17 protein-coding genes and 1 other RNA gene are annotated in these 21,425 nt (G+C 64.2%); 15 read left to right on the top strand and 3 right to left on the bottom strand.

Translation table 11 applies throughout. The annotated features are described in order from the left end of the window. Positions 1-943, top strand: a 943-nt coding sequence (locus tag ACTJGZ_RS07705) for an FAD-dependent oxidoreductase (RefSeq protein WP_441662352.1), incomplete at its 5' end; no start/stop codon positions are given. 204 nt (positions 944-1,147) lie between these two features. On the opposite strand, the gene ACTJGZ_RS07710 is transcribed toward ACTJGZ_RS07705, so the two are convergent. After that, on the bottom strand, positions 1,148-1,423 hold the full coding sequence (locus tag ACTJGZ_RS07710; protein WP_441662353.1) for an SWIB/MDM2 domain-containing protein: 276 nt from the start codon (positions 1,421-1,423) through the stop codon (positions 1,148-1,150). Positions 1,424-1,615: 192 nt separating this feature from the next. Between ACTJGZ_RS07710 and pyrC the strand changes: the two genes are divergently transcribed. Continuing rightward, entirely contained in the window at positions 1,616-2,695 is a 1,080-nt protein-coding gene (gene pyrC / locus ACTJGZ_RS07715; protein WP_441662354.1) for a dihydroorotase, read from the top strand. Positions 2,696-2,758: 63 nt separating this feature from the next. On the opposite strand, the gene ACTJGZ_RS07720 is transcribed toward pyrC, so the two are convergent. Next, the gene (locus tag ACTJGZ_RS07720) at positions 2,759-3,448 is read right to left on the bottom strand and encodes a hypothetical protein (RefSeq protein ID WP_441662355.1); all 690 of its coding nucleotides are present in this window, start codon (positions 3,446-3,448) and stop codon (positions 2,759-2,761) included. Positions 3,449-3,586: 138 nt separating this feature from the next. Continuing rightward, positions 3,587-5,398 carry an ATP-binding cassette domain-containing protein gene (locus tag ACTJGZ_RS07725; protein WP_441662356.1) on the bottom strand — a complete coding sequence of 604 codons (1,812 nt, stop codon included), beginning with the start codon at positions 5,396-5,398 and terminating at the stop codon, positions 3,587-3,589. A 614-nt stretch (positions 5,399-6,012) separates the two neighbouring features. Here ACTJGZ_RS07725 and ACTJGZ_RS07730 point away from each other — a divergent pair. The 13 genes from ACTJGZ_RS07730 to ACTJGZ_RS07790 all read left to right on the top strand — a co-directional run bounded on the left by ACTJGZ_RS07730 (position 6,013) and on the right by ACTJGZ_RS07790 (position 21,416). Further along, on the top strand, positions 6,013-6,891 hold the full coding sequence (locus tag ACTJGZ_RS07730; RefSeq protein ID WP_441662357.1) for an SPFH domain-containing protein: 879 nt from the start codon (positions 6,013-6,015) through the stop codon (positions 6,889-6,891). Positions 6,892-6,946: 55 nt separating this feature from the next. Beyond that, positions 6,947-7,334: RNase P RNA component class A (rnpB, locus tag ACTJGZ_RS07735), an RNA gene on the top strand. 424 nt (positions 7,335-7,758) lie between these two features. After that, complete coding sequence (mraZ, locus tag ACTJGZ_RS07740; RefSeq protein WP_441662358.1) at positions 7,759-8,187, top strand: division/cell wall cluster transcriptional repressor MraZ; 429 nt, start codon at positions 7,759-7,761, stop codon at positions 8,185-8,187. Between the two features lie 9 nt (positions 8,188-8,196). Then, on the top strand, positions 8,197-9,231 hold the full coding sequence (gene rsmH, locus ACTJGZ_RS07745; RefSeq protein ID WP_441662359.1) for a 16S rRNA (cytosine(1402)-N(4))-methyltransferase RsmH: 1,035 nt from the start codon (positions 8,197-8,199) through the stop codon (positions 9,229-9,231). Then, a complete protein-coding gene (ftsL, locus tag ACTJGZ_RS07750; protein WP_441662360.1) occupies positions 9,228-9,515 on the top strand; it encodes a cell division protein FtsL in 288 nt (95 codons plus the stop codon). The genes rsmH and ftsL overlap by 4 nt, the downstream gene beginning before the upstream one ends. After that, positions 9,515-11,239 (top strand): peptidoglycan D,D-transpeptidase FtsI family protein, encoded by a 1,725-nt coding sequence (locus ACTJGZ_RS07755; protein ID WP_441662387.1) that lies wholly within the window; start codon positions 9,515-9,517, stop codon positions 11,237-11,239. The genes ftsL and ACTJGZ_RS07755 overlap by 1 nt, the downstream gene beginning before the upstream one ends. Next, positions 11,236-14,109, top strand: coding sequence for a bifunctional UDP-N-acetylmuramoyl-L-alanyl-D-glutamate--2,6-diaminopimelate ligase MurE/UDP-N-acetylmuramoyl-tripeptide--D-alanyl-D-alanine ligase MurF (gene murF / locus ACTJGZ_RS07760; protein WP_441662361.1), 2,874 nt, complete (start codon positions 11,236-11,238; stop codon positions 14,107-14,109). The genes ACTJGZ_RS07755 and murF overlap by 4 nt, the downstream gene beginning before the upstream one ends. Continuing rightward, positions 14,099-15,271 carry a phospho-N-acetylmuramoyl-pentapeptide-transferase gene (mraY, locus tag ACTJGZ_RS07765; protein WP_441662362.1) on the top strand — a complete coding sequence of 391 codons (1,173 nt, stop codon included), beginning with the start codon at positions 14,099-14,101 and terminating at the stop codon, positions 15,269-15,271. Before murF ends, mraY begins: the two co-directional genes overlap by 11 nt. After that, entirely contained in the window at positions 15,268-16,800 is a 1,533-nt protein-coding gene (murD, locus tag ACTJGZ_RS07770; RefSeq protein ID WP_441662363.1) for a UDP-N-acetylmuramoyl-L-alanine--D-glutamate ligase, read from the top strand. The genes mraY and murD overlap by 4 nt, the downstream gene beginning before the upstream one ends. Further along, positions 16,797-17,990: a putative lipid II flippase FtsW gene (gene ftsW / locus ACTJGZ_RS07775; protein WP_441662364.1), complete on the top strand. Its 1,194-nt coding sequence runs from the start codon at positions 16,797-16,799 to the stop codon at positions 17,988-17,990. Before murD ends, ftsW begins: the two co-directional genes overlap by 4 nt. Beyond that, entirely contained in the window at positions 17,987-19,066 is a 1,080-nt protein-coding gene (gene murG, locus ACTJGZ_RS07780) for an undecaprenyldiphospho-muramoylpentapeptide beta-N-acetylglucosaminyltransferase (protein WP_441662365.1), read from the top strand. The genes ftsW and murG overlap by 4 nt, the downstream gene beginning before the upstream one ends. After that, positions 19,063-20,472: a UDP-N-acetylmuramate--L-alanine ligase gene (gene murC, locus ACTJGZ_RS07785; RefSeq protein ID WP_441662366.1), complete on the top strand. Its 1,410-nt coding sequence runs from the start codon at positions 19,063-19,065 to the stop codon at positions 20,470-20,472. The genes murG and murC overlap by 4 nt, the downstream gene beginning before the upstream one ends. Then, a complete protein-coding gene (locus ACTJGZ_RS07790) occupies positions 20,469-21,416 on the top strand; it encodes a D-alanine--D-alanine ligase (protein ID WP_441662367.1) in 948 nt (315 codons plus the stop codon). The genes murC and ACTJGZ_RS07790 overlap by 4 nt, the downstream gene beginning before the upstream one ends. Positions 21,417-21,425: the final 9 nt, after the last annotated feature.

Consider the following 21,425-nt stretch of genomic DNA (forward strand, 5'->3'; position numbering starts at 1 on the left):
GTTCTACAGCCGTGATTTGATGCACGCTTTTCTGGAAACGCCGCAAGGCCGGGGTTTGTCTTTTTCCTATCGCCGCAATGGCAAGCTGGTGGTGTATTCGGACGCCGCTGCCCTGGAAGGGGCGCGGCGCCAGGTAGCGCTGCAGGCGCCCTTGGGCTGCGAACAGCAGGTGCTGGATGCGCAGGCGTGCAGGGATGCCGAACCTGCGCTGGCGCACCCGGCGTGCGGCATGGGGCAGCGCATGGTGGGGGGCGTGCTGACGCCCAGTGAAGAAGTCGGGGATTGCCAGGCGTTCTGCACGGGCTTGCAGCAAGTATTGCAGCAGGCGGGGGTCACGTTCCATTACGGATTTCGCATCGAAGGCTGGCGCCGCCGCCCGGGCGCAGGCGCTCATGCGGTATTCGGCGCGCAGGGCGAGATAGACGGGGATGCATTTGTGATTGCCTGCGGCGCGCAAAGCGCGCCCCTGGGGGCGCAGATCGGGCTGGATCTGCCGGTGTACCCGCTCAAGGGTTACAGCCTGACGGTACCGGCGTCGGTAGCGATGCCCGCCTTGAGTATCACGGATCTGGCGAAAAAGACGGTGTATGCGCCCTTGGCTGGCCGGGGGCTGCGCGTGGCCGGGCTGGTGGATATCGTCGGCCAGGATACCCGGCTGGATCCTGCACGGGTGGCGTTGCTGCGCCGCGAAGCGCAGGCCGCTGCCGCGCCCTGGCTGCCCGCGCAGGCGGATGCCGCCTGGGAGCCATGGGCAGGCTTGCGCCCGGCGACGCCCAAGGGCACGCCGGTACTGGGGGCAACGCCGGTACCGAATGTGTTTGTGAATGTCGGGCAGGGCGCGCTGGGCTGGACGCTGGCGCATGGCAGCGCCCGTCTGGTGACGGATGTGATGCTGGGGCGCCAGCCTGGGCTGGCATTCGACGGCCTGGGCTATCGCGCCTAGGCGCGAGCCAGCCTGCGGGCTGGAGGCGAAAAAAAGGACGCAATCATGGGCGTCCGATTTTCTGGCGTTCGGTCATGTGCCGGGGCAAGTGCCAGAACAAAGGCTGGGATAAATTGCCGGGACAGAGGCCGGGCCACGGCCGGGGAAGGCATCTCGGGCTGCGGCAGTGCCGGCCGGGCCTCCCTGGCGGGTGCAGCAGCCTGATTATTTCAGGTGGGCGCTGACCAGCTTGGTCAGTTCAAACATCGAAACCTGATCCTTGCCGAACAGCGGGCGCAGCTTGGCGTCGGCATTGATGTTGCGGCGGTTGGCCGGGTCTTGCAGGTCGTGTTTCTTGATGTATTCCCAGATCTTCTTGGTGACTTCCGTGCGCGGCAGCGGGTCCGCACCGATGACGGCAGCCAGGGTGGGGCTGGGGGTCAGCGGCTTCATGAAGGCTGCATTGGGTTTGCGCTCGGCTGCGGCGGGGGCTTTTGCCATCGTAGGCACTCCTGCGTGATGGGTTGAAAAGGTGTAGCGGCGGCAGCATAACTTGTCTTGGCCCGAAAGACAAAACGGTTCATGCGTGGCCGCAGTAAGCTCTTACAATAGCATCGGCACTGGTCAGGGCAATGCGCGTGGCCGTGATTTTTTCATCATTATGCTTTCAGCCGGGGGGCGTTTGTGTCAGCAGTGACTTCCAACAATTCGAACGGTTCAAGTATCGACAGCCTGACCATCACCAGGCCGGACGACTGGCACCTGCATGTCCGCGATGGCGATATGTTGCGCGCTGTGCTGGCCGATAGCGCCAGCCAGTTCAGCCGTGCCATCATCATGCCCAATCTGCGCCCGCCCGTGGTGACGGCGCAGCAGGCTGGCGATTACCGCGCCCGCATCCTGGCGGCGCTGGAGCAGGCCGGCCTGGCCGGCCGTTTTGATCCGCTGATGACGCTGTATCTCACGGACAATACATCTGCCGAAGAAATCGGACGGGCGGCGCAATCGGGTTTTGTCAAAGCGGTGAAGCTTTACCCGGCAGGCGCAACGACCAATTCGGATGCTGGCGTGACGGATTTGCTGGGGCGCTGCGCGCCGGCGCTGGAAGCCTTGCAGCGCCATGGCTTGCCGTTGCTGGTGCACGGCGAAGTGACCGATCCGGCCATCGACCTGTTCGACCGTGAGGCCGTGTTCATTGATCGGGTGATGATTCCGCTGCGCAAGGCCTTCCCGGAGTTGAAGGTGGTGTTTGAACACCTGACGACCAAAGAAGCCGTGGCGTATGTCTCTCAGGCAGAAGGCCCGATAGGCGCGACCATCACGCCGCAGCATCTGCTGTATAACCGCAATGCCATTTTCCTGGGCGGCGTGCGCCCGCACTTTTATTGCCTGCCGGTGCTCAAGCGCGAAACCCACCGCCTGGCGCTGGTGGAGGCCGCGACCAGCGGCAACCCGCGTTTCTTCCTGGGGACAGACAGCGCGCCGCATGCGCGCGGCCTCAAGGAGCATGCCTGTGGCTGCGCCGGCTGCTACACCGCCTTGCATGCGATGTCCTTGTATGCAACGGCCTTCGATGCCATGGGTCGCCTGGATAAACTGGAGGCGTTTGCCAGTTTCAACGGGGCTGACTTCTATGGCCTGCCGCGCAATACCGGCACGCTGACGCTGTTGCGCCAGGAATTCATGATTCCTGAGCGCCTGGAACGCGGCGGGATCGAGATTGTGCCGCTGGCAGGCGGCGAGCCGCTGCCCTGGACGGTGCAGCAGGACTGAAACTGAAAAATGCCAGGCAACGCCTGGCATTTTTTCGCCGCAGCCGGCGCAGGCCGGCAGGGCTCAGAAGTAGTAAGCCACACCCAGGTAAAGCTGCGGAAAAAAGCGCAGCTTGTTGGCGTCATCCTGGAAGTCGCTGCGCTGCTTCTCGATTTCTTGGTCGGCCATGCCGCCGCTGGCGGCATTGAGGGCCTGATAAAGGTGCGGGTTGACGTTGAAATCGACCTTGGGTTTGCCGATGGCGACGCCTACGTCCGCGGCAAAACCCCAGCCGGGTTTGCTGCGCTGGCCGATGTTATGGCCCCATCCCAGGCCGATGTAAGGCGCGACGTCAGGGAAGCGCACGCGGGCATCAGCGTGGTCGTCGGTGCCGTAGGCAACGGTGGTGTCACCGATGGTCACGGTGCCGCCGTCGGTGGGACGGGCGTCGGCAGTGGCTTTCAGGTCGCGGACGACCAGGCCTGCCGTCAGCCGGAAACCGCTGTCGAAGGGAAACCAGTCCAGATAGCCGCTGGCCTGGTTGCTGGTCAGTTTGGCGCGATAGTCGAAATCGCTGGAATGGCCGTTGCGTTTATAGCTGCCTATGGTGGTGAGGTCGGCGCGCAAGGTGAGGGAAGGCGACAGCCCATGGGCATAACCCAGGCCGGCGCCCAGCAGGCCGGCCTTGGCATAAACGGATTGGGACTGCGCGAGGCCGGGCAGGCTGGCCAGTCCGACGGCCAGCAGGCTGGCGCCGAGAGTGCGTGAAATCATAGAGGGGTTCCTGTGCAGGTCGTGGCGAAAAGGAGGAAGGCTTTCCTCCGCGCCGATTTTAGGAACGCCCTAAGGCCGGGGCTTCCCCCGATTGAGGGATGACGCCCGGCCATTCATCGGGTGTCTGGCGCCGGGGGATTAACCCTGGCTGCGCAGTTCCAGCTGCTCCCAGCGCTCCATTTTGGCCAGGATGGAGGTTTCGATTTCCTCCAGCCGGGCCTGGATGCGCACAACTTCCGAGGGCTGGTCGCGGTAAAGACTGCCATCGGCCAGCTGTTCCGTCAGGGACGTTTGCTCGTTTTCCAGTGCGCTGATCTGGCCAGGCAAGTCATTCAGCTCACGCTGCTCCCAATTGCTGAGCGCCTTGACGCCTTGCGGTTTGGCAGCGGCTTTCTTGCGTGCCGGGGTGTCGTCACGGGCGGCAGCGCGGGCCGCCGCGGGGGACGCCGAGGCGGCAGGGCGCTGGGCCAGCCAGTCTTCGTAGCCGCCGACATAGTCACGCCAGACGCCATTGCCTTCGCTGGCGATGGTCTGGGTGACGACGTTATCCAGGAAGGCGCGGTCGTGGCTGACCAGCAGCACGGTGCCGCTGTATTCCTGCAGCAGGCTTTCCAGCAATTCCAGCGTTTCAACGTCCAGGTCATTGGTCGGTTCGTCCAGCACCAGGATATTGGCGGGGCGGGCGAACAGCCGGGCCAGCAGCAGGCGGGCGCGTTCTCCGCCGGACAGGCTGGAAACGGGCGATCCGGCACGCGCGGGGGCGAACAGGAAATCCCCCAGATAGCTCATGATGTGCTTGCGCTCATTGCCGATTTCCACCCACTCGCTGCCCGGGCTGATGACATCGGCCAGGGTGGCGTTTTCATCCAGTTGGGCGCGCATCTGGTCGAAATAGGCCACTTGCAGCTTGCTGCCCAGGCGTACCGTGCCGCTGTCGGGCGCCAATTCGCCCAGCATGATTTTCAGCAGTGTGGTCTTGCCGGCGCCGTTGGGGCCGATGATGCCGATGCGGTCGCCACGCATGAGCGTGGTGGAATAGTCGCGGATGACGGTGCGTTCGCCGAAGGCCTTGCTGACGCCTTCGAGTTCCGCCACCAGTTTGCCCGAGCGCTCGCCCTGATCCAGTTGCAGATTGACCTTGCCTTGCAGATCGCGGCGCTGGGCGCGTTCCACGCGCAGTTGCTCCAGGCGGCGCACGCGGCCCTCGTTGCGGGTACGGCGGGCTTCCACGCCCTTGCGGATCCAGACCTCTTCCTGGGCCAGCAGCTTATCGAAGCGGGCTTCTTCAAGGCGCTGCGATTCCAGCCATTGCGCCTTGTGTTGCTGCCATTGCGAGAAGTTGCCGGGGAAACCGAGCAGTTGGCCCCGGTCCAGCTCGACGATGCGGGTGGCCACGGCATCCAGGAAACGGCGGTCGTGGGTAATGATGATGACGGCGAAGGCGCACTGGCGCAAGGCATCTTCCAGCCAATTGATGCCGTCAAAGTCCAGGTGGTTGGTGGGTTCGTCCAGCAGCAGCAGATCAGGCTCATCGGCCAGGGCGCGCGCCAGCGCGATGCGTTTGCGTGTGCCGCCGGACAAGCCGGTTGCCGCTGCCGCGCCATCCAGGCCCAGTTTTTCCAGCAGGCTATCGACGCGGGCGGGTTTGCTCCAGTCTTCCGCGTCCAGGTCCAGCGGACCGGCGACAGCGTCGTGGATGGTGCCGCTTTCGTCGATATCGGGTTCTTGCTCGACGGTGCGGATACGCAGGCCGGAGCGCACGCGCCGCTCGCCGTCATCGGGCTGGATGACACCGGCCAGCAATTTCAGCAACGAGGACTTGCCTGCGCCGTTGCGGCCGATCAGACCGATGCGCTCGCCTTCCTGGATGGACAGGTCGGCATGATCCAGCAAAGGGTGGTGGCCGAAGGCCAGTTGCACTTGAGTCAGGGAAATCAGGGGAGCAGACATGGAAACACAATCAGGAATTCAGGGGCAGGCGCCTGCGGGCGCCAGGAATGCTCCTATTGTCGCAGGCAATGCCGCCCAGGGGGGAATCGGCGGCGCTGGAGCAGGTGAATAGCGGCCCGCCTTGCAGCTTGATTGCTCATTGTAAATTTTAGTAACGCAAGTGTTGATGTATTCTTGGGCGCCGCTGCCTCCGGCACGGCGCAAGGATGCGGGCTTGCGTGCCTGCTGGCTGGTTTTCAGTCCTTGCGCTGGCGGTATTTTTTCCGGGCGCCGCAAACCGCGGGAGCGGCGTCGCAGAGGTAAATGGCCAGGGGGCTTGCAGGGTCGGTTTTATGAGTGTCAGACGTAAGGGAAAACAGCATGAGATACATTCTGATGGCAATAGGCGCCGCCGTGGTGGCGTACCTGCTGGCGCTGGGCATCCGGGCCTGGCTGTCGAAAAACCGCTGAATACCGCTGCGCCGGACGCCGGCCAGACACCCCAGCCTCCGCCAGCCCGGCCAGAGGCGGTTGCGCCGCCAGCTGCGCCTGCTGCACCGGCGGCCGTTGTTCCCCATTCTGATATGCCTGCTGCGGCAGGCGCTATTCCGCCAATGATTCATGGAGTTTCAGGCATGACCAGCAAACCTTCGGCACCGCTCAAGAACGCCGCCCGCTTCGGGCTATTGTTCCTGGTGCTGTTCGTCATCATTATTCTTGTCGCCTTTGGCGCATTCTTTCAGGTGGATCAGGGCGAACGCGCGGTGGTGCTGCGCAACGGCAAATTGTCCAGCGTGGCCGAGCCCGGCCTGGGATTCAAAACGCCGGTGCTGGATTCCGTGCGTTTCGTGTCGGTGCGCGACCACAACGTGACCATGCCGCTGGAAGCCTATTCGTTCGATCAGCAGCCGGCCAATATGAAGGTGTCCGTCACGTACCGGGTGCCTGTGGATAGGGTGGCGGATCTCTATAGCGAATACGGGACGCTGGAAAATCTTCAGGTGCGTGTGATTGAGCGCCGCACACCCGATGCCGTGAAAAACGTGTTTGGCCGTTTCACAGCCGTGCGCGCCATCCAGGAGCGTGAAAAGCTGGGGGTGGAAACCGTGCAGGCAGTGTCATCCGCCATGCGCGATGCGCCGGTGCAGATCGTCGGCGTGCAGGTCGAAGAAGTCGGTTTTTCCAAGGCCTATGAACAATCCATCGAGCAGCGCATGCTGGCTCAGGTGCAGATCGAAACGACGCGCCAGCAGAAGCAGACGGCGGAAATCCAGGCGGATATCAAGGTGGTGCAGGCGCGTGCCGAAGCCGATGCGCAGCGCGAACGCTTTCAGGCCGAGGCCGATGGCATCCGCATGCGCGGCGAAGCGGAGGCCGCGGCGATTCTGGCGCGCAGCCAGGCATTGGCCAGCAACTCCAATCTGGTCAACCTGATTGCCGTGGAAAAGTGGGATGGCGCCTTGCCGTCCACGCAAGTGCCAGGCTCGGCCATGCCATTTCTGGGCGTGAAATAAGGACTGGCGTTTTCGTTTGCGGCGGGCAGCGCGTATCGCGCTACAATCGCCGCCGCAGGATGGACAGGCAATCGCGGCGCAGCAATGCGCCGAGGAAGGTCCGGACTCCATAGAGCGGGATAGCGGCTAACGGCCGTCCGGCGTAAGCCGAGGACTAGGGCCACAGAGACGAGTCTGGCGCGGGGGCATGCTTGGCATGCACGGTTACGGCTACTCCGTAACCTGCGGTCTGGTAACAGACCGCGGCGCGTCAGGGTGAAACGCGGCAACCTCTATCCGGAGCAACGTCAAATAGGCATGCGTGCGGTTTCGGCCGCGCAGGGCGGCTCGCCCGAGCATGCGGGTAGGCGGCTAGAACCCTGTGGCAACGCAGGGTCCAGAGGAATGATTGCCGGCCGGCGCAAGCCGGCCTACAGAATCCGGCCTATCGTTCATCCTGCACTGAATGCCATCTCATTGCCGCGTCAGGCCCGGGCCTGACGCGGCATGTTTTCTTTCCGCGCATGCAAAGGCCCGGCTGAGGGTGGTGCCGGCCATGTTCCTGGCGGCAAAAAGTGCCGCTTGGGTGGCGCCTCAGCCCAAGCGGTTCGGGCGGATGGGCAGCGTTTGTTTGCCCCTTCCGGGAGGCGGCGTTTGCATTGTCTTACAGATGGCGCAAGCCTGCTTCTCCCTCTCAAAGTTAACACCTGGCTTTTACATCACTGGTTAACTTTCTGATTTTGAAGCATATTTTTCTATGTAAGAAAATATGTCAATCCTAAGTCCTTGTTGTCATTGAAAAAAACCGGGATTCCGACTTGACCGCCTTATGTCCATCTCTTAAAGTGGGGGAAAGTAGGTTTTTGTGTTTATTAGTGGGAGAAAAGGGTGTTTCAGGGAAGCAGCGCACTCACGCTGGATGCCAAGGGGCGGATGACCATTCCGGCTCGGCATCGTGACGCCCTGATGGCCCAGGCGGAAGGCCGCCTCACCCTTACCCGGCACCCGGATGGGTGCCTGTTGGTGTACCCCCGCCAGGCATGGGAAAAAAAGCGCGAACAGATCGTGCAATTCCCCATGAATGCCCGGGCGCTGCAACGGCTGCTGCTGGGTAATGCCCAGGATGTTGAGCTGGACAGCGCTGGCCGCGTGCTGGTGGCGCCGGAGCTGCGGCAAGCAGCCGGGCTGGTCAAAGAGGTCATGCTGATGGGGCTGGGAACCCATTTCGAGTTGTGGGATACGCAGTTGCTGGCCGCCAAGGAGGCGCAGGATCTGCAGCAGGGCATGGCGGACGTTTTGAACCAGTTTTCTTTCTGACGGGGCGGTATGGAGTTCGAGCATCGGTCCGTCTTGCTGACGCCGACGGTGGAAGCGCTGTTGCCGGTAGATGGCGCGGGCCACCCGCGCCGCAGCGGTGTGTTTGTCGATGGCACTTTCGGGCGCGGCGGCCACAGCCGTGAGCTGTTGTCGCGCCTGGATGGCGAGGCCCGGCTGGTGGTGTTCGATAAGGACCCGCAGGCCATTGAGGTGGCGCGTGAACTGGCCGCTGCCGATTCGCGTGTGACGGTGGTGCATGACGGTTTCGCCACCATGCCTGAAGCGCTGGATAGCCTGGGGATTGCCCAGGTGGATGGCGTGATGCTGGATCTGGGGGTTTCCTCGCCGCAGATCGACGATGCGCAGCGCGGTTTTTCGTTCATGCGGGAAGGCCCGCTGGACATGAGGATGGACACGACGCGCGGCCTGACCGCCGCGCAGTGGCTGGCTGAGGCCAGCGTGGATGAGATGCGGGAGGTCATAGCAGACTATGGCGAAGAACGGTTTGCTTTTCAGATTGCAAAAGCGCTTGCAGCGCGCCGCGAAGTACGGCCGATACACAGCACACGCGAGCTCGCCGAGCTTGTCGCCGGCGTCGTCCGCACCCGTGAAAAAGGCCAGCATCCGGCCACCCGTACGTTTCAAGCTATACGGATTCACATCAATCGGGAGCTCGAAGAGCTCGCGCACGCCCTCCAGGCAGTTGTAGGCCTGCTGGCAACCGGTGGGAGGCTGGCTGTGATCAGTTTTCACTCTCTCGAAGACCGTATGGTCAAGCAAAGCATCGCCGCCGCCGGGCAATTGGATCCGGTGCTGGCGCGTATGCCTTTGCGGGAGAGCGAACTGCCGCGTCCAGTCATGCGGGCGGTGGGGCGGATCAAACCGGATGAGGCCGAAGTCGCGGGCAATGCGCGCGCGCGTTCTGCCGTGCTGCGTGTGGCTGAACGCACGGATGCGCCCTGGCGCGCCGATGCGATCTTGCCGCAGCAGGCAGCGCTGCCGGGTCGGCCTGGCGCCGCGCGCGGGCGAGGTAAGCGGCGATGACGCGCCTACTGTTCGTGCTGGGCTTATTGCTCATGCTCTCAGCCGCTTCCCTGGTGACCAGCCAGTACCAGGGGCGGCGTGCGTTCATCGAACTGGAACGCGCCCGGGCCCAGGCCAATGACCTGGATCTGGAGTGGCGCCGTCTGCAACTGGAGCGTGCTGGCCTGGCGCGTAATGCCAGGGTGGACGATGTTGCCGTCAATGAACTGCGCATGGTGCCGGTGGATCCGCAGCGGGCACTTTATTTCAATGCGCCGGCAGCGGCGCAGCCCGGGGGCTCATGATGCGCCGCGCTCCCTTTTTCAACAATCCGGTACTTAAGAGCAGCCTGCCCCTGTGGCGGGCTCGGCTCGTTTTTATCCTGTTGTTTCTTGGCTTTGCTGTGCTGGCGGGCCGGGCGCTGTTTTTGCAGGGGCTTTCCACCGAGTTTCTGCAACAGCAGGGCGAGCGCCGCTATGAGCGCACGCTGACGCTGCCCGCGGTACGCGGCAAGATCATGGACCGTCATGGCGAGGTGCTGGCATCCAGCGTGCCGGCGCGCGCGGTGTGGGCGATTCCCGAAGATGCGGCCGGCGCTTCGCCGGAAAACCTGGCGCAGCTGGCGGCCCTGCTGGAAATGAACGCGGCGGATATCCAGTCGCGCCTGAGCGATACCAGCCGCAACTTTGTTTACCTGAAGCGTCAGGTACCGATGGATGTGGCAGAACAGGTTCAGGCATTGAAGGTGCCGGGCGTGTCCTTGCAGCCGGAAATGCGGCGCTACTACCCGGAGCGTGATGTCGCTGCCCACCTGGTGGGCTTCACCAATCTGGATGGCCGGGGCCAGGAAGGCGTGGAACTGGCGTTCGAGTCCATGCTGTCCGGCAAGGACGGCAGCCGGCGCGTGATCCGTGACCGCCTGGGCCGGGTGATTGAGGATGTGCGCGATATCCACCCGCCGGTGGACGGGCAGGATATCCGCTTGTCCATCGACATGCGTTTGCAGTTCGCGGTCTATAAGGCCTTGCAGGACGCGATGGAGGAAAACAAGGCCAAGGGGGCGGCGGCTGTCGTGCTGGATGTCCGCAGCGGCGAAGTGCTGGCGCTGGTCAATCTGCCTTCCTATGATCCGAATGACCGCACCGGGCTGCGCGGCGACATGCTGCGCAATCGCGCCGTCACGGATACCTTCGAGCCCGGCTCCATCATGAAGCCGTTCACGGTCGCGCTGGCGCTGGATTTGAAACGTATCGGCGTCAACAGCACCTTCGATACCGGCAATGGCCGCATGGTGTACCAGGGCCGCACCATCAGCGACGTGAGCCGCAATGGCGTCATTACCCCGGCAGACATTCTGCGCCGTTCGAGCAATATCGGCATGACGCTGATTTCGGAAAAGCTGTCGGCCCAGGAAATGTGGAGCAAGTTCACGGAGCTGGGCTTCGGGCAGGCGCCCAAGATCGGTTTCCCCGGCGTGGCGGCGGGCAGTTTGCGCCCCTGGGAGCGCTGGCGCCTGATTGAAAAAGCCACCATGTCCTATGGCTATGGCCTGTCGGTCTCGCTGATGCAGGTCGCGCGCGCTTTCGCGGTTTTTGCCCGTGATGGCGATGTGGTGCCTTTGTCGCTGCTGCAGCGCGATGAGGCCGCGACCGGCACTCAGATTTATACGCCTGAAGTGGCGCGCAGCCTGCGCAGCATGCTGGAAGCGGCTGCCGGTGAAGACGGCGCCCGGCGCGCCCGTGTGGACGGTTATCGGGTGGCGGGCAAGAGCGGAACGGCCCGCAAGATTGTTGACGGCAAGTACAGCACCCGGCATTTCCGCAGTTCTTTTGTTGGCTTCGCGCCGGCGTCAGACCCGCGTCTGGTCGTGGCCGTCAGTATCGACGAGCCAGGTGCCGGCGCTTATTACGGCGGCCGCGTGGCGGCGCCGGTGTTCTCTTCCATCATGGGGCATTGCCTGCGCCTGCTGGGCGTGCGGCCGGATGCGCCGCTGGACGGTGCGGTGGCGGCGGCAGGAGGGGCGCTATGACCGAGACGAAGCGCATCATGCTGGAAGGCGTGGACAATATCCTGGGCTGGCTGCGCGCGCAGGTGTCGGCGCAGGCGGATTTGCATCTGGATTCGCGGCGCTTGCGCCCGGGCGACGTGTTTCTGGCCGTGCCCGGCGTGCATGGTGATGGCCGGGCCCATATTGCGGCGGCGCTGGCTGCCGGGGCGCGGGTGCTGGCCGATACGGCCGCGCAGCCGTCGGGGGCGCCATGGCAGATGGATCCGGCGCTGGCAGGTGCTGGCCTGGCCTGGGCGCCTGGCTTGAAAGCCTTGCTGGGCGAGCTTGCCCATGAGTGGTATGGCCGGCCGTCGCAACACCTTAAGGTGGTGGCCATCACTGGCACCAACGGCAAAACGTCTTGCGCTCACTGGATTGCGGATGCGCTGAACGGCAGCGGTATGCCTTGCGGCGTGCTGGGGACGCTGGGCACGCGCTGGCCGGATGGCAGCAGCGTAGCGGGCAGCCTGACGACGCCCGATGTGGTCAGTGTGCATCGCACCCTGGCCGCGCAGCGTGCCGCAGGCGCGCAGGCGGTTGCCATGGAGGCGTCGTCCATCGGGATCGAGCAGGGCCGCATGGATCAGGTGCGCGTGCGGATCGCGGCCTGGACCAATCTCAGCCGGGATCACCTGGATTATCACGGTTCCATGGAAGCCTATGCGGCCGCCAAGGAAGCCTTGTTCCGGTTCCCTGGCTTGCAGGCCGCCGTCATCAATCAGGATGATGCCGCTGGCCGCGCCGCTTGCGGGCGTTTGCCCGCAGGTCTGGATGTCTGGACTTACGCCCTGGCCGCTTCTGCGGCGGATCAGGCCAGTTCGGCCCGCTTGGCGGCACGGCAGGCAGTGGCGCCACAGGCAGCCGAAGGGCTGGCATTCGCGCTGGAAGAGCGCGAGGCTGGCCAGGCGCCGCGGCAGGCTGATGTGGCGAGCCAGTTGCTGGGTGAACACAATATAGAGAATATGCTGCTGGTGGCGGGCGTGCTGCGCGCGCTGGGCCTCAGCCTGGCTGACGGCGCGGCGCAACTGGCACGGCTTCAGCCCGTTCCGGGGCGCCTGGAGCGGGTGCTGTCGCCGGGCCAGGAGGCTGCCGCGCAGCCCCTGGTGGTGGTCGATTATGCCCATACGCCTGATGCCCTGGCGCGTACGGTACGGGCGCTGGCGCCTCTGGCCCAGCGCCGTGGCGGCCGTTTGCTGTGCCTGTTTGGCTGCGGCGGCGACCGCGACCCGGGCAAACGCCCTTTGATGGCGCAGGCCGCTTTGGCGGCAGACCGCGTGATTGTCACCAGTGATAATCCGCGCAGCGAACCGCCAGGTAGCATCATTGCGCAGATTCTGGCCGGCGTGCCGCCAGAGCGTCAGGTGGAAGTCATTGCCGACCGCGCTGAAGCGGTGCTGCATGCAGTCTGGAGCAGCGCGCCTGCCGATGTTCTGCTGCTGGCTGGCAAGGGCCACGAAACTTATCAGGAAATCCAGGGCCAGCGCCATGTCTTTGACGACAGGGAATGGGCGCGCCTGGCATTGTGGTGGGGGACGGGGCGCGATACGACCATGGACGCGCGCAAACTGGCGGCAGGGGAAGTGTTTGTCGCGCTGGCCGGCGAACGCGCCGATGGCCATGACTATGTGGCGCAGGCCGAAGCGGCGGGCGCCGCCGGGGCGCTGGTGGCGCATCCTGTCGCGGGCCTGGCCTTGCCGCAATTCGTGCTGGGTGATGGCCGCGCCGCGCTGGCGCGTCTGGCCACGGCCTGGCGCCGCCGCTTTGATATCCCGGTGATTGCGGTGACGGGCAGTAACGGCAAGACCACCACCAAGGAAATGATTGCCGCCGTGCTGGCTGCCTGGGTCGGAGAATCCGCCAGGCTGGCGACGCGCGGCAACCTGAATAATGAACTGGGCGTGCCGATGACGCTGTTGCGCCTGCGCGCCGGGCACCGTGCCGCCGTGATCGAGCTGGGAATGAACCACCCCGGCGAAATCGCCGTGCTGGCCGCCATGACGCAGCCGACCGTGGCGCTGGTGAACAATGCGCAGCGCGAGCATCAGGAATTCATGAAGTCGGTCGCTGCCGTGGCCGAAGAAAACGGCGCGGTGCTGGCTGCCTTGCCGGAAAACGGTATGGCCGTCTATCCGGCGGATGATGACTATGCGACCGTCTGGGATCGCCTGTCCGGCAGCCGCCGCAAATACCGGTTCGCGCTGTCTGGCGCGGCAGAACTGACTGCTGCCGAACCCCAGGTGACGCCTGCAGGGGTATCGGCCATGGCCAGTTTGCCGGATGGCGCTGCCCGGACGCTGACGACTGCCATTCCTGGCGTGCATAACCTGCGCAATGCTATGGCAGCCCTGGCCTGCACCCTGGCGGTGGGGGTGCCGGTAACGACGGCTTTGCAGGCTTTGCAAGATTTTTCACCCGTTGCCGGACGCATGCATGCGCGCCGCCTGGCCGCGGGTGTCTGGCTGATCGACGATAGCTACAACGCCAACGCCGATTCGGTGCGCGCCGCCATTGATGTGTTGGGCAGCGTGCCTGGCCCCAGGGTATTGGTGCTGGGGGATATGGGTGAAGTGGGGGATCAGGGCCCTGCCATGCACGAGGAAGTGGGGGCCTATGCCGCCAGCCGGGGCGTGGATGTACTGGTCGCCATGGGAGAGTTGTCGCGCCGTGCCGTCGCCGCCTTTGGCGCTGGTGCTGTCTGGGTGGATACGACGGAGGCGGCGATGACGGCGGTGTGTGCTGCGCAGCCTGCCGTGGTGCTGGTGAAGGGATCGCGTTTCATGCACATGGAAAAAATCGTGGCGGCTTGCGTTGCCGAATGGGATAACGGGGAGGCGGCGCATCATGTTTCTTGAACTGGCACGTTGGCTGTCCGACCACCATTTCCGCGCGTTCGGTGTGTTTGAGTACATCACGCTGCGCGCCGTGCTGGCCGCCGCGACGGCTTTGTTTATCGGCCTGCTGGCTGGCCCCGCCGTGATCCGCAAGCTGACGGCGATGAAAATTGGCCAGGCCGTGCGCAGTTATGGCCCGGAAACCCATCTGGTCAAGACCGGCACGCCCACCATGGGCGGCGTGCTGATTCTGATCGGCATAGGCGTGAGCACCTTGCTGTGGGCCGACTGGGCCAACCGTTTCGTCTGGGTCGTCTTGCTGGTCACGTTCGGCTACGGCTGGATCGGCTGGGCGGACGATTACCGCAAGGTGGTGCACCGTGACCCCGAAGGCATGCCGGCGCGCCAGAAGTTTTTCTGGCAAGCCTTGATCGGCGCCGTCGCGGCGGTCTATCTGGCCTTTGCCGTGTCCGTGCCCGCCAATATGGAACTCTGGCCCTTGTTCAAAGCCTGGGTGATGAGCGGCTTCACGATGGCGCTGCCGGATCAGGCCGATCTGATCGTGCCGTTTTTCAAGAGCGTCAGCTATCCGCTGGGGGTCTTCGGTTTTGTGATCCTGACCTGGCTGGTCATTGTCGGCACCAGTAACGCCGTCAATCTGACCGATGGCCTGGATGGCCTGGCCATCATGCCGACCGTCATGGTTGGCGCGGCGCTGGGCGTGTTCGCCTACGTTGTGGGCCGGATTGATTACTCCAAATACCTGCTGTTTCCGTATATCCCGGGCGCGGGCGAGCTGATGGTGCTATGCGCCGCGCTGGCCGGGGCGGGCCTGGCTTTCCTCTGGTTCAACACCTATCCGGCTCAGGTCTTCATGGGCGACGTCGGCGCGCTGGCGCTGGGCGGCATGCTGGGCACGATCGCAGTGGTCGTGCGCCAGGAAATCGTGCTGTTCATCATGGGCGGCGTGTTTGTCGTCGAAACCCTGTCGGTCGTGCTGCAAGTGGGCTGGTTCAAGTACACCAAGCGCAAATATGGGCAGGGACGGCGCCTGTTGCGCATGGCCCCGCTGCATCACCATTTTGAAGTCGGTGGCTGGAAGGAAACACAAGTCGTGGTGCGTTTCTGGATCATCACCATCATGCTGGTCCTGGTTGGTCTTTCTACCCTGAAATTGCGATGAATACCCTGCAAGCTTCCTCTTCGGCAGACGCCCGTATCCTGGTCCTCGGACTGGGAGAGACGGGTGCGGCAGCAGCGCGCTGGCTGGCCTGTCAGGGCCTGCGGCTGCGCATCGCCGATACGCGGGAAGCGCCGCCGGGCCTGGAAGCGTTGCGCGCTGCGCTGGCCGGGACGGATGTCGAATATCACCTGGGCCAAGGCTTGCCTGTGTCCTTGCTCGATGGCGTGCGGCAACTGGTGCTTAGCCCTGGCCTGGCGCCGGGCCAGGCGCCGGTCAGTGAATTGCTGGCCCAGGCCGCCGTCGGCCAGGTGGAAATCGTCGGTGAAATCGAATTGTTCGCGCGCGCCCTGACGGCCTTGCGCGAAGAGCGCGGCTATGCTCCCCGCCTGTTGGCCGTGACGGGCACCAACGGCAAGACAACCGTGACATCGCTGACGCGTCACTTGCTTGAAGCGGCGGGCCTCAGCGCCCGTGCGGCCGGCAATATCAGCCCGGCTGCGCTGGGCGCGCTGGCCGATGCGCTGGATGCCGGTGACTTGCCGCAAGCCTGGGTGCTGGAACTGTCGAGCTTCCAGATGGAAACGACGCGCAGCCTGCAAGCCGATGCGGCCGTGGTACTGAATGTGACCCAGGATCACCTGGATTGGCATGGCGGCATGGATGCCTACGCCGCCGCCAAGGCGCGTCTGTTCGACCAGGCTCGCATCAAGATCGTCAACCGCGAAGATGCCTGCGTGTGCGGCATGGTGGACAGCCTGGACCATAAGGATGTGCGCAGCTTTGGCCGAGGCGAGCCTTCGTTGGCCGGTGACATGGGCTTGGTCTCGGTGCAGGACATCGTCTGGCTGTCTGCCAGCGAAAACACGGATTTTGCCGACGTGGCCCCAGCGGCCGCACGCCGCGGCAAGGCGCTGCCGGCGGATCCGCCGCGCCAGCCCGGCCGTGATAGCCGCCTGATGCCGGTCGATGCGCTGCGTGTGCGCGGCTTGCACAATGCGCTCAATGTCCAGGCCGCGCTGCTGCTGGCCCGCAGTCTGGGCCTGCCGTGGGCACCTTTGCTGCGCGCCGCCGGCCTGTACGAAGGCGAACCGCACCGCATGACGTTTGTGCGCAATATCGTTGGCGTGGATTTCATTAACGACAGCAAGGGAACCAATGTCGGCGCCACGCTCGCAGGCCTGGATGGCCTGTCGCAACCCGTGGTGCTGATCGCAGGCGGCCAGGGCAAGGGGCAGGACTTCACCGAATTGGCGCAACTCGTGGCGCGCCGCGCGCGCGCCGTCGTGCTGATAGGCCAGGATGCTTCCGTCATTGATGCCGCCTTGCGCCAGCAAGGTGTGCAGGCGCTGCGCGCCGAGACCATGGATGAAGCTGTCCGCGCGGCATTCGCGCAAGCGCAGAGCGGCGACGCGGTCTTGTTGTCGCCCGCCTGCGCCAGCCTGGATATGTTCAAGGGCTACCCGCAGCGCGGCCAGGCGTTTGCCGATGCCGTGCGTGAGCTGGCGCTGGATAACGGGGAGGTCGCATGAGCCTGCTTGACGGCGTGAGCAGCAGTGTCAATGCGGTACGCCCTGGGCGCACGCGCATGCGCGGTTACGACCTGCCGCTGGTGGTCGTGGCGGTTGCGCTCTTGCTGTTTGGCTTGCTGATGGTGTATTCCGCCTCGATTGCGCTGGCGGACGGGCCGCGCTACGCCAGTTATGGACGCTATTACTTCGTTATCCGCCATGGCATGTTCCTGGTGATCGGCCTGGTGGCCGGCGCGCTGGTGCTGACGGTCTCCATGCAGGCGTGGCAACGCCTGTCGGTGCCTTTGTTCATCGGCACCATTCTGTTATTGCTGGCGGTGCTGATCCCGGGCATAGGGCGTGAAGTCAATGGCGCGTACCGCTGGCTGCCGCTGGGGCCATTGAACTTCCAGCCCTCGGAGCTGATGAAGTTCGCCATTGTGCTGTTTGCCGCGGATTACACCGTGCGCAAGCAAGAGCACATGCAAAACATTGTGCGCGGCTTTGTGCCCATGGCACTGGTGATTGCGCTGGTGGGCATGCTGCTGCTGCTGGAGCCTGACCTGGGCGCCTTCATCGTGGTGGTGGCGATTGCGGTGGGCATTCTGTTCCTGGGCGGCATCGACGGGCGCTTGTTCTCGGTGCTGGTGGCCATCATGGTGTCGCTGTTCTTTGCGCTGATCTGGCTGGCGCCGTGGCGCCGGGCCCGCCTGTTCGCTTATCTCGATCCCTGGAATCCTGACAACGCCTATGGCAGCGCCTATCAGCTGTCGCACTCGCTGATCGCGCTGGGGCGCGGCGAGTGGCTGGGTGTGGGGCTGGGCGCCAGTGTGGAAAAACTGCATTACCTGCCTGAGGCGCATACCGACTTCATCGTTGCCGTGATTGGCGAAGAACTGGGTTTTGTCGGCGTCTTTCTGCTGATTGCCGGTTTTGTCATCATATTGCAGCGCGGTTTCGAAATCGGGCGCCAGGCCATTGCCATGGACCGGACCTTCAGCGGTCTGGCGGCTTTGGGCGTATCGCTGTGGTTTGGTGTCCAGGCCTTCATCAATATGGGCGTGTGCCTGGGGCTGCTGCCGACCAAGGGGCTGACGCTGCCGCTGGTGAGCTATGGCGGCTCCGGCCTGGTGATGAATATCTGCGCCATCACGCTGATGATCCGTGTCGATATCGAAAATCGCATCTTGATGCGGGGAGGGCGCACATGAGCCGCGCGCCTGTTCTTCTGGTGATGGCTGGCGGCACTGGCGGCCACATCATGCCCGGTCTGGCTGTCGCGGCAGTGCTGCGCAGCCAGGGCTGGCAAGTCTATTGGCTGGGTGATCCCGACAAGATGGAAGGCCGCCTGGTGCCGCCGCAAGGCATAGAGCTGCTGCCGTTGCGCTTTTCTGGTTTGCGCGGCAAAGGCGTGGGCGCCATGCTGAAACTGCCGTTCCTGTTGCTGAGCGCCTTGTGCCGGGCCTGGCGGATTTTTTCCCAGGTGCGGCCGGATGTCGTGCTGGGAATGGGCGGTTATGTCACCTTCCCTGGCGGCGTGGTCGCCGCCATGCGGCGCGTGCCGCTGGTGCTGCATGAACAGAATGCCGTGGCAGGCATGAGCAACAAGGCGCTGGCGCGTATGGCCCGGACGGTGCTGCAAGGCTTCCCGGGCGCGCTCCGGGGGGCTGAAGCGGTTGGCAACCCGGTACGCGCCGCCATTGCGGCGCTGCCGGCGCCCCGGGAGCGTGCGGCCGGGCGGGAAGGCCCGCTGCGCCTGCTTGTGGTCGGCGGCAGCCTGGGGGCGGCAGCGCTCAATCATTTGATACCGCAGGCATTGGCGCTGATGGTGCCGGCCCAGCGGCCCAAGGTCGTGCACCAGGCTGGCAATGCGCATATCGACAACCTGAGGGCAGGCTATGCCGCCGCAGGCATAGATGCCGAATGCGTGGCGTTTATTGACGATATGGCCGCCGCCATGGGCCAGGCGGATCTGATTATTTGCCGTGCAGGCGCCATGACGGTGGCCGAGGTCGCGGCGGCGGGCGTGGCGGCATTGTTTGTCCCGTTCCCGCATGCCGTGGATGACCATCAGACCAGAAATGCGCAGTACCTCAGTGACCATGGCGCCGCCTGGCTGCAGCAGCAGGCTTCCCTGAGCGCGCCGGGCATGGCCAATTGGCTGGCAGAACGTAACAGGGCTGAATTGCTGGAAGTCGGCGAGAAGGCCAGAACCTATGCGCTGCCCGATGCGGCGGCGCAAATTGCTGCCCGTTGTGAACGGGCAGCCCGAAGGCAAGAATCATGAAACACCGTATCCAACACATCCACTTCGTCGGTATCGGCGGGTCGGGCATGAACGGCATCGCCGAGGTGCTGCTCAACCTCGGCTATACGGTGAGCGGGTCGGATTTGCGCGAGTCGGCCGTCACGGAGCGGCTGGCCGCGCAAGGCGCCATTATCCATATCGGCCATGAGGCGGCGCATGTCGGCCAGGCGGATGCCATTGTGACCTCCACGGCGGTCTCCGGCGATAACCCCGAAGTGCTGGCCGCCCGCGCCGCCAGCATTCCTGTCGTGCCGCGCGCGGTCATGCTGGCTGAATTGATGCGCCTGAAGCGCGGGATCGCCGTGGCAGGCACGCATGGCAAGACCACGACCACCAGTCTGGTGGCCAGTGTGTTGGCGGCCGCGGGCCTGGATCCGACCTTCGTGATCGGCGGCCGGTTGAATTCCGCAGGGGTCAATGCCCGTCTGGGCCAGGGCGAGTACCTGGTGGCCGAGGCCGATGAGTCGGATGCCTCGTTCCTCAACTTGATGCCGGTGATGGCGATCGTCACGAATATCGACGCCGATCACATGGATACCTACGGCCATGATCTGGCGCGCCTGAAACACGCTTTCATCGAGTTCACCCAGCGCTTGCCGTTCTATGGCAGCGCCATTCTGTGCGTGGACGACGCCAATGTGCGCGAAATCGTGCCGTTCATTTCGCGTCCGGTCACGACTTACGGTTTTGATGACAATGCCCAGGTGCGCGCCGAAAACATGCGTACCGACGGCGTGCGCATGCGTTTCGACGTGCTGCGGCGCGACCGCAAGGGCGTCGTGCTGCCGCGCATGGAAGTTGTGCTGAATCTGCCGGGCCGCCACAACGTGCTCAATGCCCTGGCTGCCATTGCAGTGGCGACCGAGCTGGGCGTGCCCGATAGCGTCATGGTGCAGGCGCTGGCAGATTTCAACGGCGTGGGCCGCCGCTTTACCTATATCGGTGACTTCGGTGTGGCGCAGGCTCAGGGCGGCGGCAGTTTTACCGTCATCGACGATTACGGCCATCACCCGGTGGAGATGGCGGCCACACTGGCCGCTGCCCGCGGGGCCTGGCCAGAACGCCGCATCGTGCTGGCGTTCCAGCCGCACCGTTATACCCGCACGCGGGATTGCTTTGAAGATTTCGTCAAAGTGCTGAGCGATGCCGATGCCGTGCTGCTGACCGAAGTGTATGCCGCAGGCGAAGAGCCGCTGGTGGCGGCCGATGGCCGGGCGCTGGCGCGCGGCCTGCGCGTGGCGGGGCGGGTCGAGCCGGTCTTTGTGGAGGATGTGGATGATCTGCCGCAAGCCGTGCGCGATTTTGTGCGGGACGGCGATGTCGTGATCGTCATGGGTGCGGGATCCATCAGCCGGGTACCCGCACGGATAGGAGAACAAGCATGAGCATGGAATTCGGCAAGGTCGGGGTGCTGTATGGCGGCCACTCGGCAGAACGCGAAGTGTCACTGATGTCCGGACAGGGCGTGTATGACGCGCTGCGTTCGCGCGGCGTCGATGCGCATCTGTTCGATACGGGCAAGCATTCGCTGGCGGAATTGGCCAACGCGGGCTTTGATCGCGTATTCATTGCCCTGCATGGCCGGTATGGCGAAGACGGCACGCTGCAAGGCGCGCTGGAATTGCTGGGCATTCCGTACACCGGCAGCGGCACCCTGGCGTCGGCGCTGGCCATGGATAAAGTCATGACCAAGCGGATCTGGATCGACGAAGGCCTGCCTACGCCGGCCTATGCCGTGCTGGATGGCGAGAGCGACCTGGATGTGGTGGTGGCCGAACTGGGCCTACCCATCTTTGTGAAGCCGCCGCATGAAGGTTCCACGCTGGGCGTGACGAAGGTGGAGCACACCTCGCACCTGCCGGGCGCCGTGCAGCTGGCCTCACGCTATGAAGAGAAAGCGCTGGCCGAGAAATTCGTCGATGGCCGTGAATTGACGGTTGCCGTGCTGGGCAGCGGCGACAAGGCGCGTGCGCTGCCCATCATCGAGATCCGGGCGCCCCAAGGCAATTACGACTTCCAGAACAAGTATTACTCGGATGAAACCCAGTACATCTGTCCGGCAGATCTGCCTACCGCGCTGACGACGGAAATCCGCGCCCTGGCCGAGCGGGCATTCCGCGTGCTGGGGTGTGAGGGCTGGGGCCGGGTGGATGTGATGCTGGATAGTCAGGATCGCCCCTGGTTGCTGGAAATCAATACGTCGCCCGGTATGACCGGGCACTCTCTGGTTCCCATGGCGGCACGCGCCGAGGGAGTCGATTATGCCGAGCTTTGCGTTCTCATCCTGGCAGGGGCATCCCTGAAAGTGCATGGGCATCGCAAAGCCTGAACCGTGAAC

Source organism: Kerstersia sp., from assembly GCF_052103615.1.
In the GTDB taxonomy this organism is placed as follows: Bacteria; Pseudomonadota; Gammaproteobacteria; order Burkholderiales; family Burkholderiaceae_B; genus Kerstersia.

Bases quoted from the DNA above. Each gene is read 5' to 3' on its own strand.
- ACTJGZ_RS07790 (WP_441662367.1), top strand. From the start codon at position 20,469: ATGAGCATGGAATTCGGCAAGGTCGGGGTGCTGTATGGCGGCCACTCG.
- murF (WP_441662361.1), top strand. From the start codon at position 11,236: ATGACCGAGACGAAGCGCATCATGCTGGAAGGCGTGGACAATATCCTG.
- murC (WP_441662366.1), top strand. From the start codon at position 19,063: ATGAAACACCGTATCCAACACATCCACTTCGTCGGTATCGGCGGGTCG.
- rsmH (WP_441662359.1), top strand. From the start codon at position 8,197: ATGGAGTTCGAGCATCGGTCCGTCTTGCTGACGCCGACGGTGGAAGCG.
- ACTJGZ_RS07720 (WP_441662355.1), bottom strand. From the start codon at position 3,448: ATGATTTCACGCACTCTCGGCGCCAGCCTGCTGGCCGTCGGACTGGCC.
- mraY (WP_441662362.1), top strand. From the start codon at position 14,099: ATGTTTCTTGAACTGGCACGTTGGCTGTCCGACCACCATTTCCGCGCG.
- murD (WP_441662363.1), top strand. From the start codon at position 15,268: ATGAATACCCTGCAAGCTTCCTCTTCGGCAGACGCCCGTATCCTGGTC.
- ftsL (WP_441662360.1), top strand. From the start codon at position 9,228: ATGACGCGCCTACTGTTCGTGCTGGGCTTATTGCTCATGCTCTCAGCC.
- ftsW (WP_441662364.1), top strand. From the start codon at position 16,797: ATGAGCCTGCTTGACGGCGTGAGCAGCAGTGTCAATGCGGTACGCCCT.
- ACTJGZ_RS07730 (WP_441662357.1), top strand. From the start codon at position 6,013: ATGACCAGCAAACCTTCGGCACCGCTCAAGAACGCCGCCCGCTTCGGG.
- ACTJGZ_RS07710 (WP_441662353.1), bottom strand. From the start codon at position 1,423: ATGGCAAAAGCCCCCGCCGCAGCCGAGCGCAAACCCAATGCAGCCTTC.
- murG (WP_441662365.1), top strand. From the start codon at position 17,987: ATGAGCCGCGCGCCTGTTCTTCTGGTGATGGCTGGCGGCACTGGCGGC.
- ACTJGZ_RS07755 (WP_441662387.1), top strand. From the start codon at position 9,515: ATGCGCCGCGCTCCCTTTTTCAACAATCCGGTACTTAAGAGCAGCCTG.
- ACTJGZ_RS07725 (WP_441662356.1), bottom strand. From the start codon at position 5,398: ATGTCTGCTCCCCTGATTTCCCTGACTCAAGTGCAACTGGCCTTCGGC.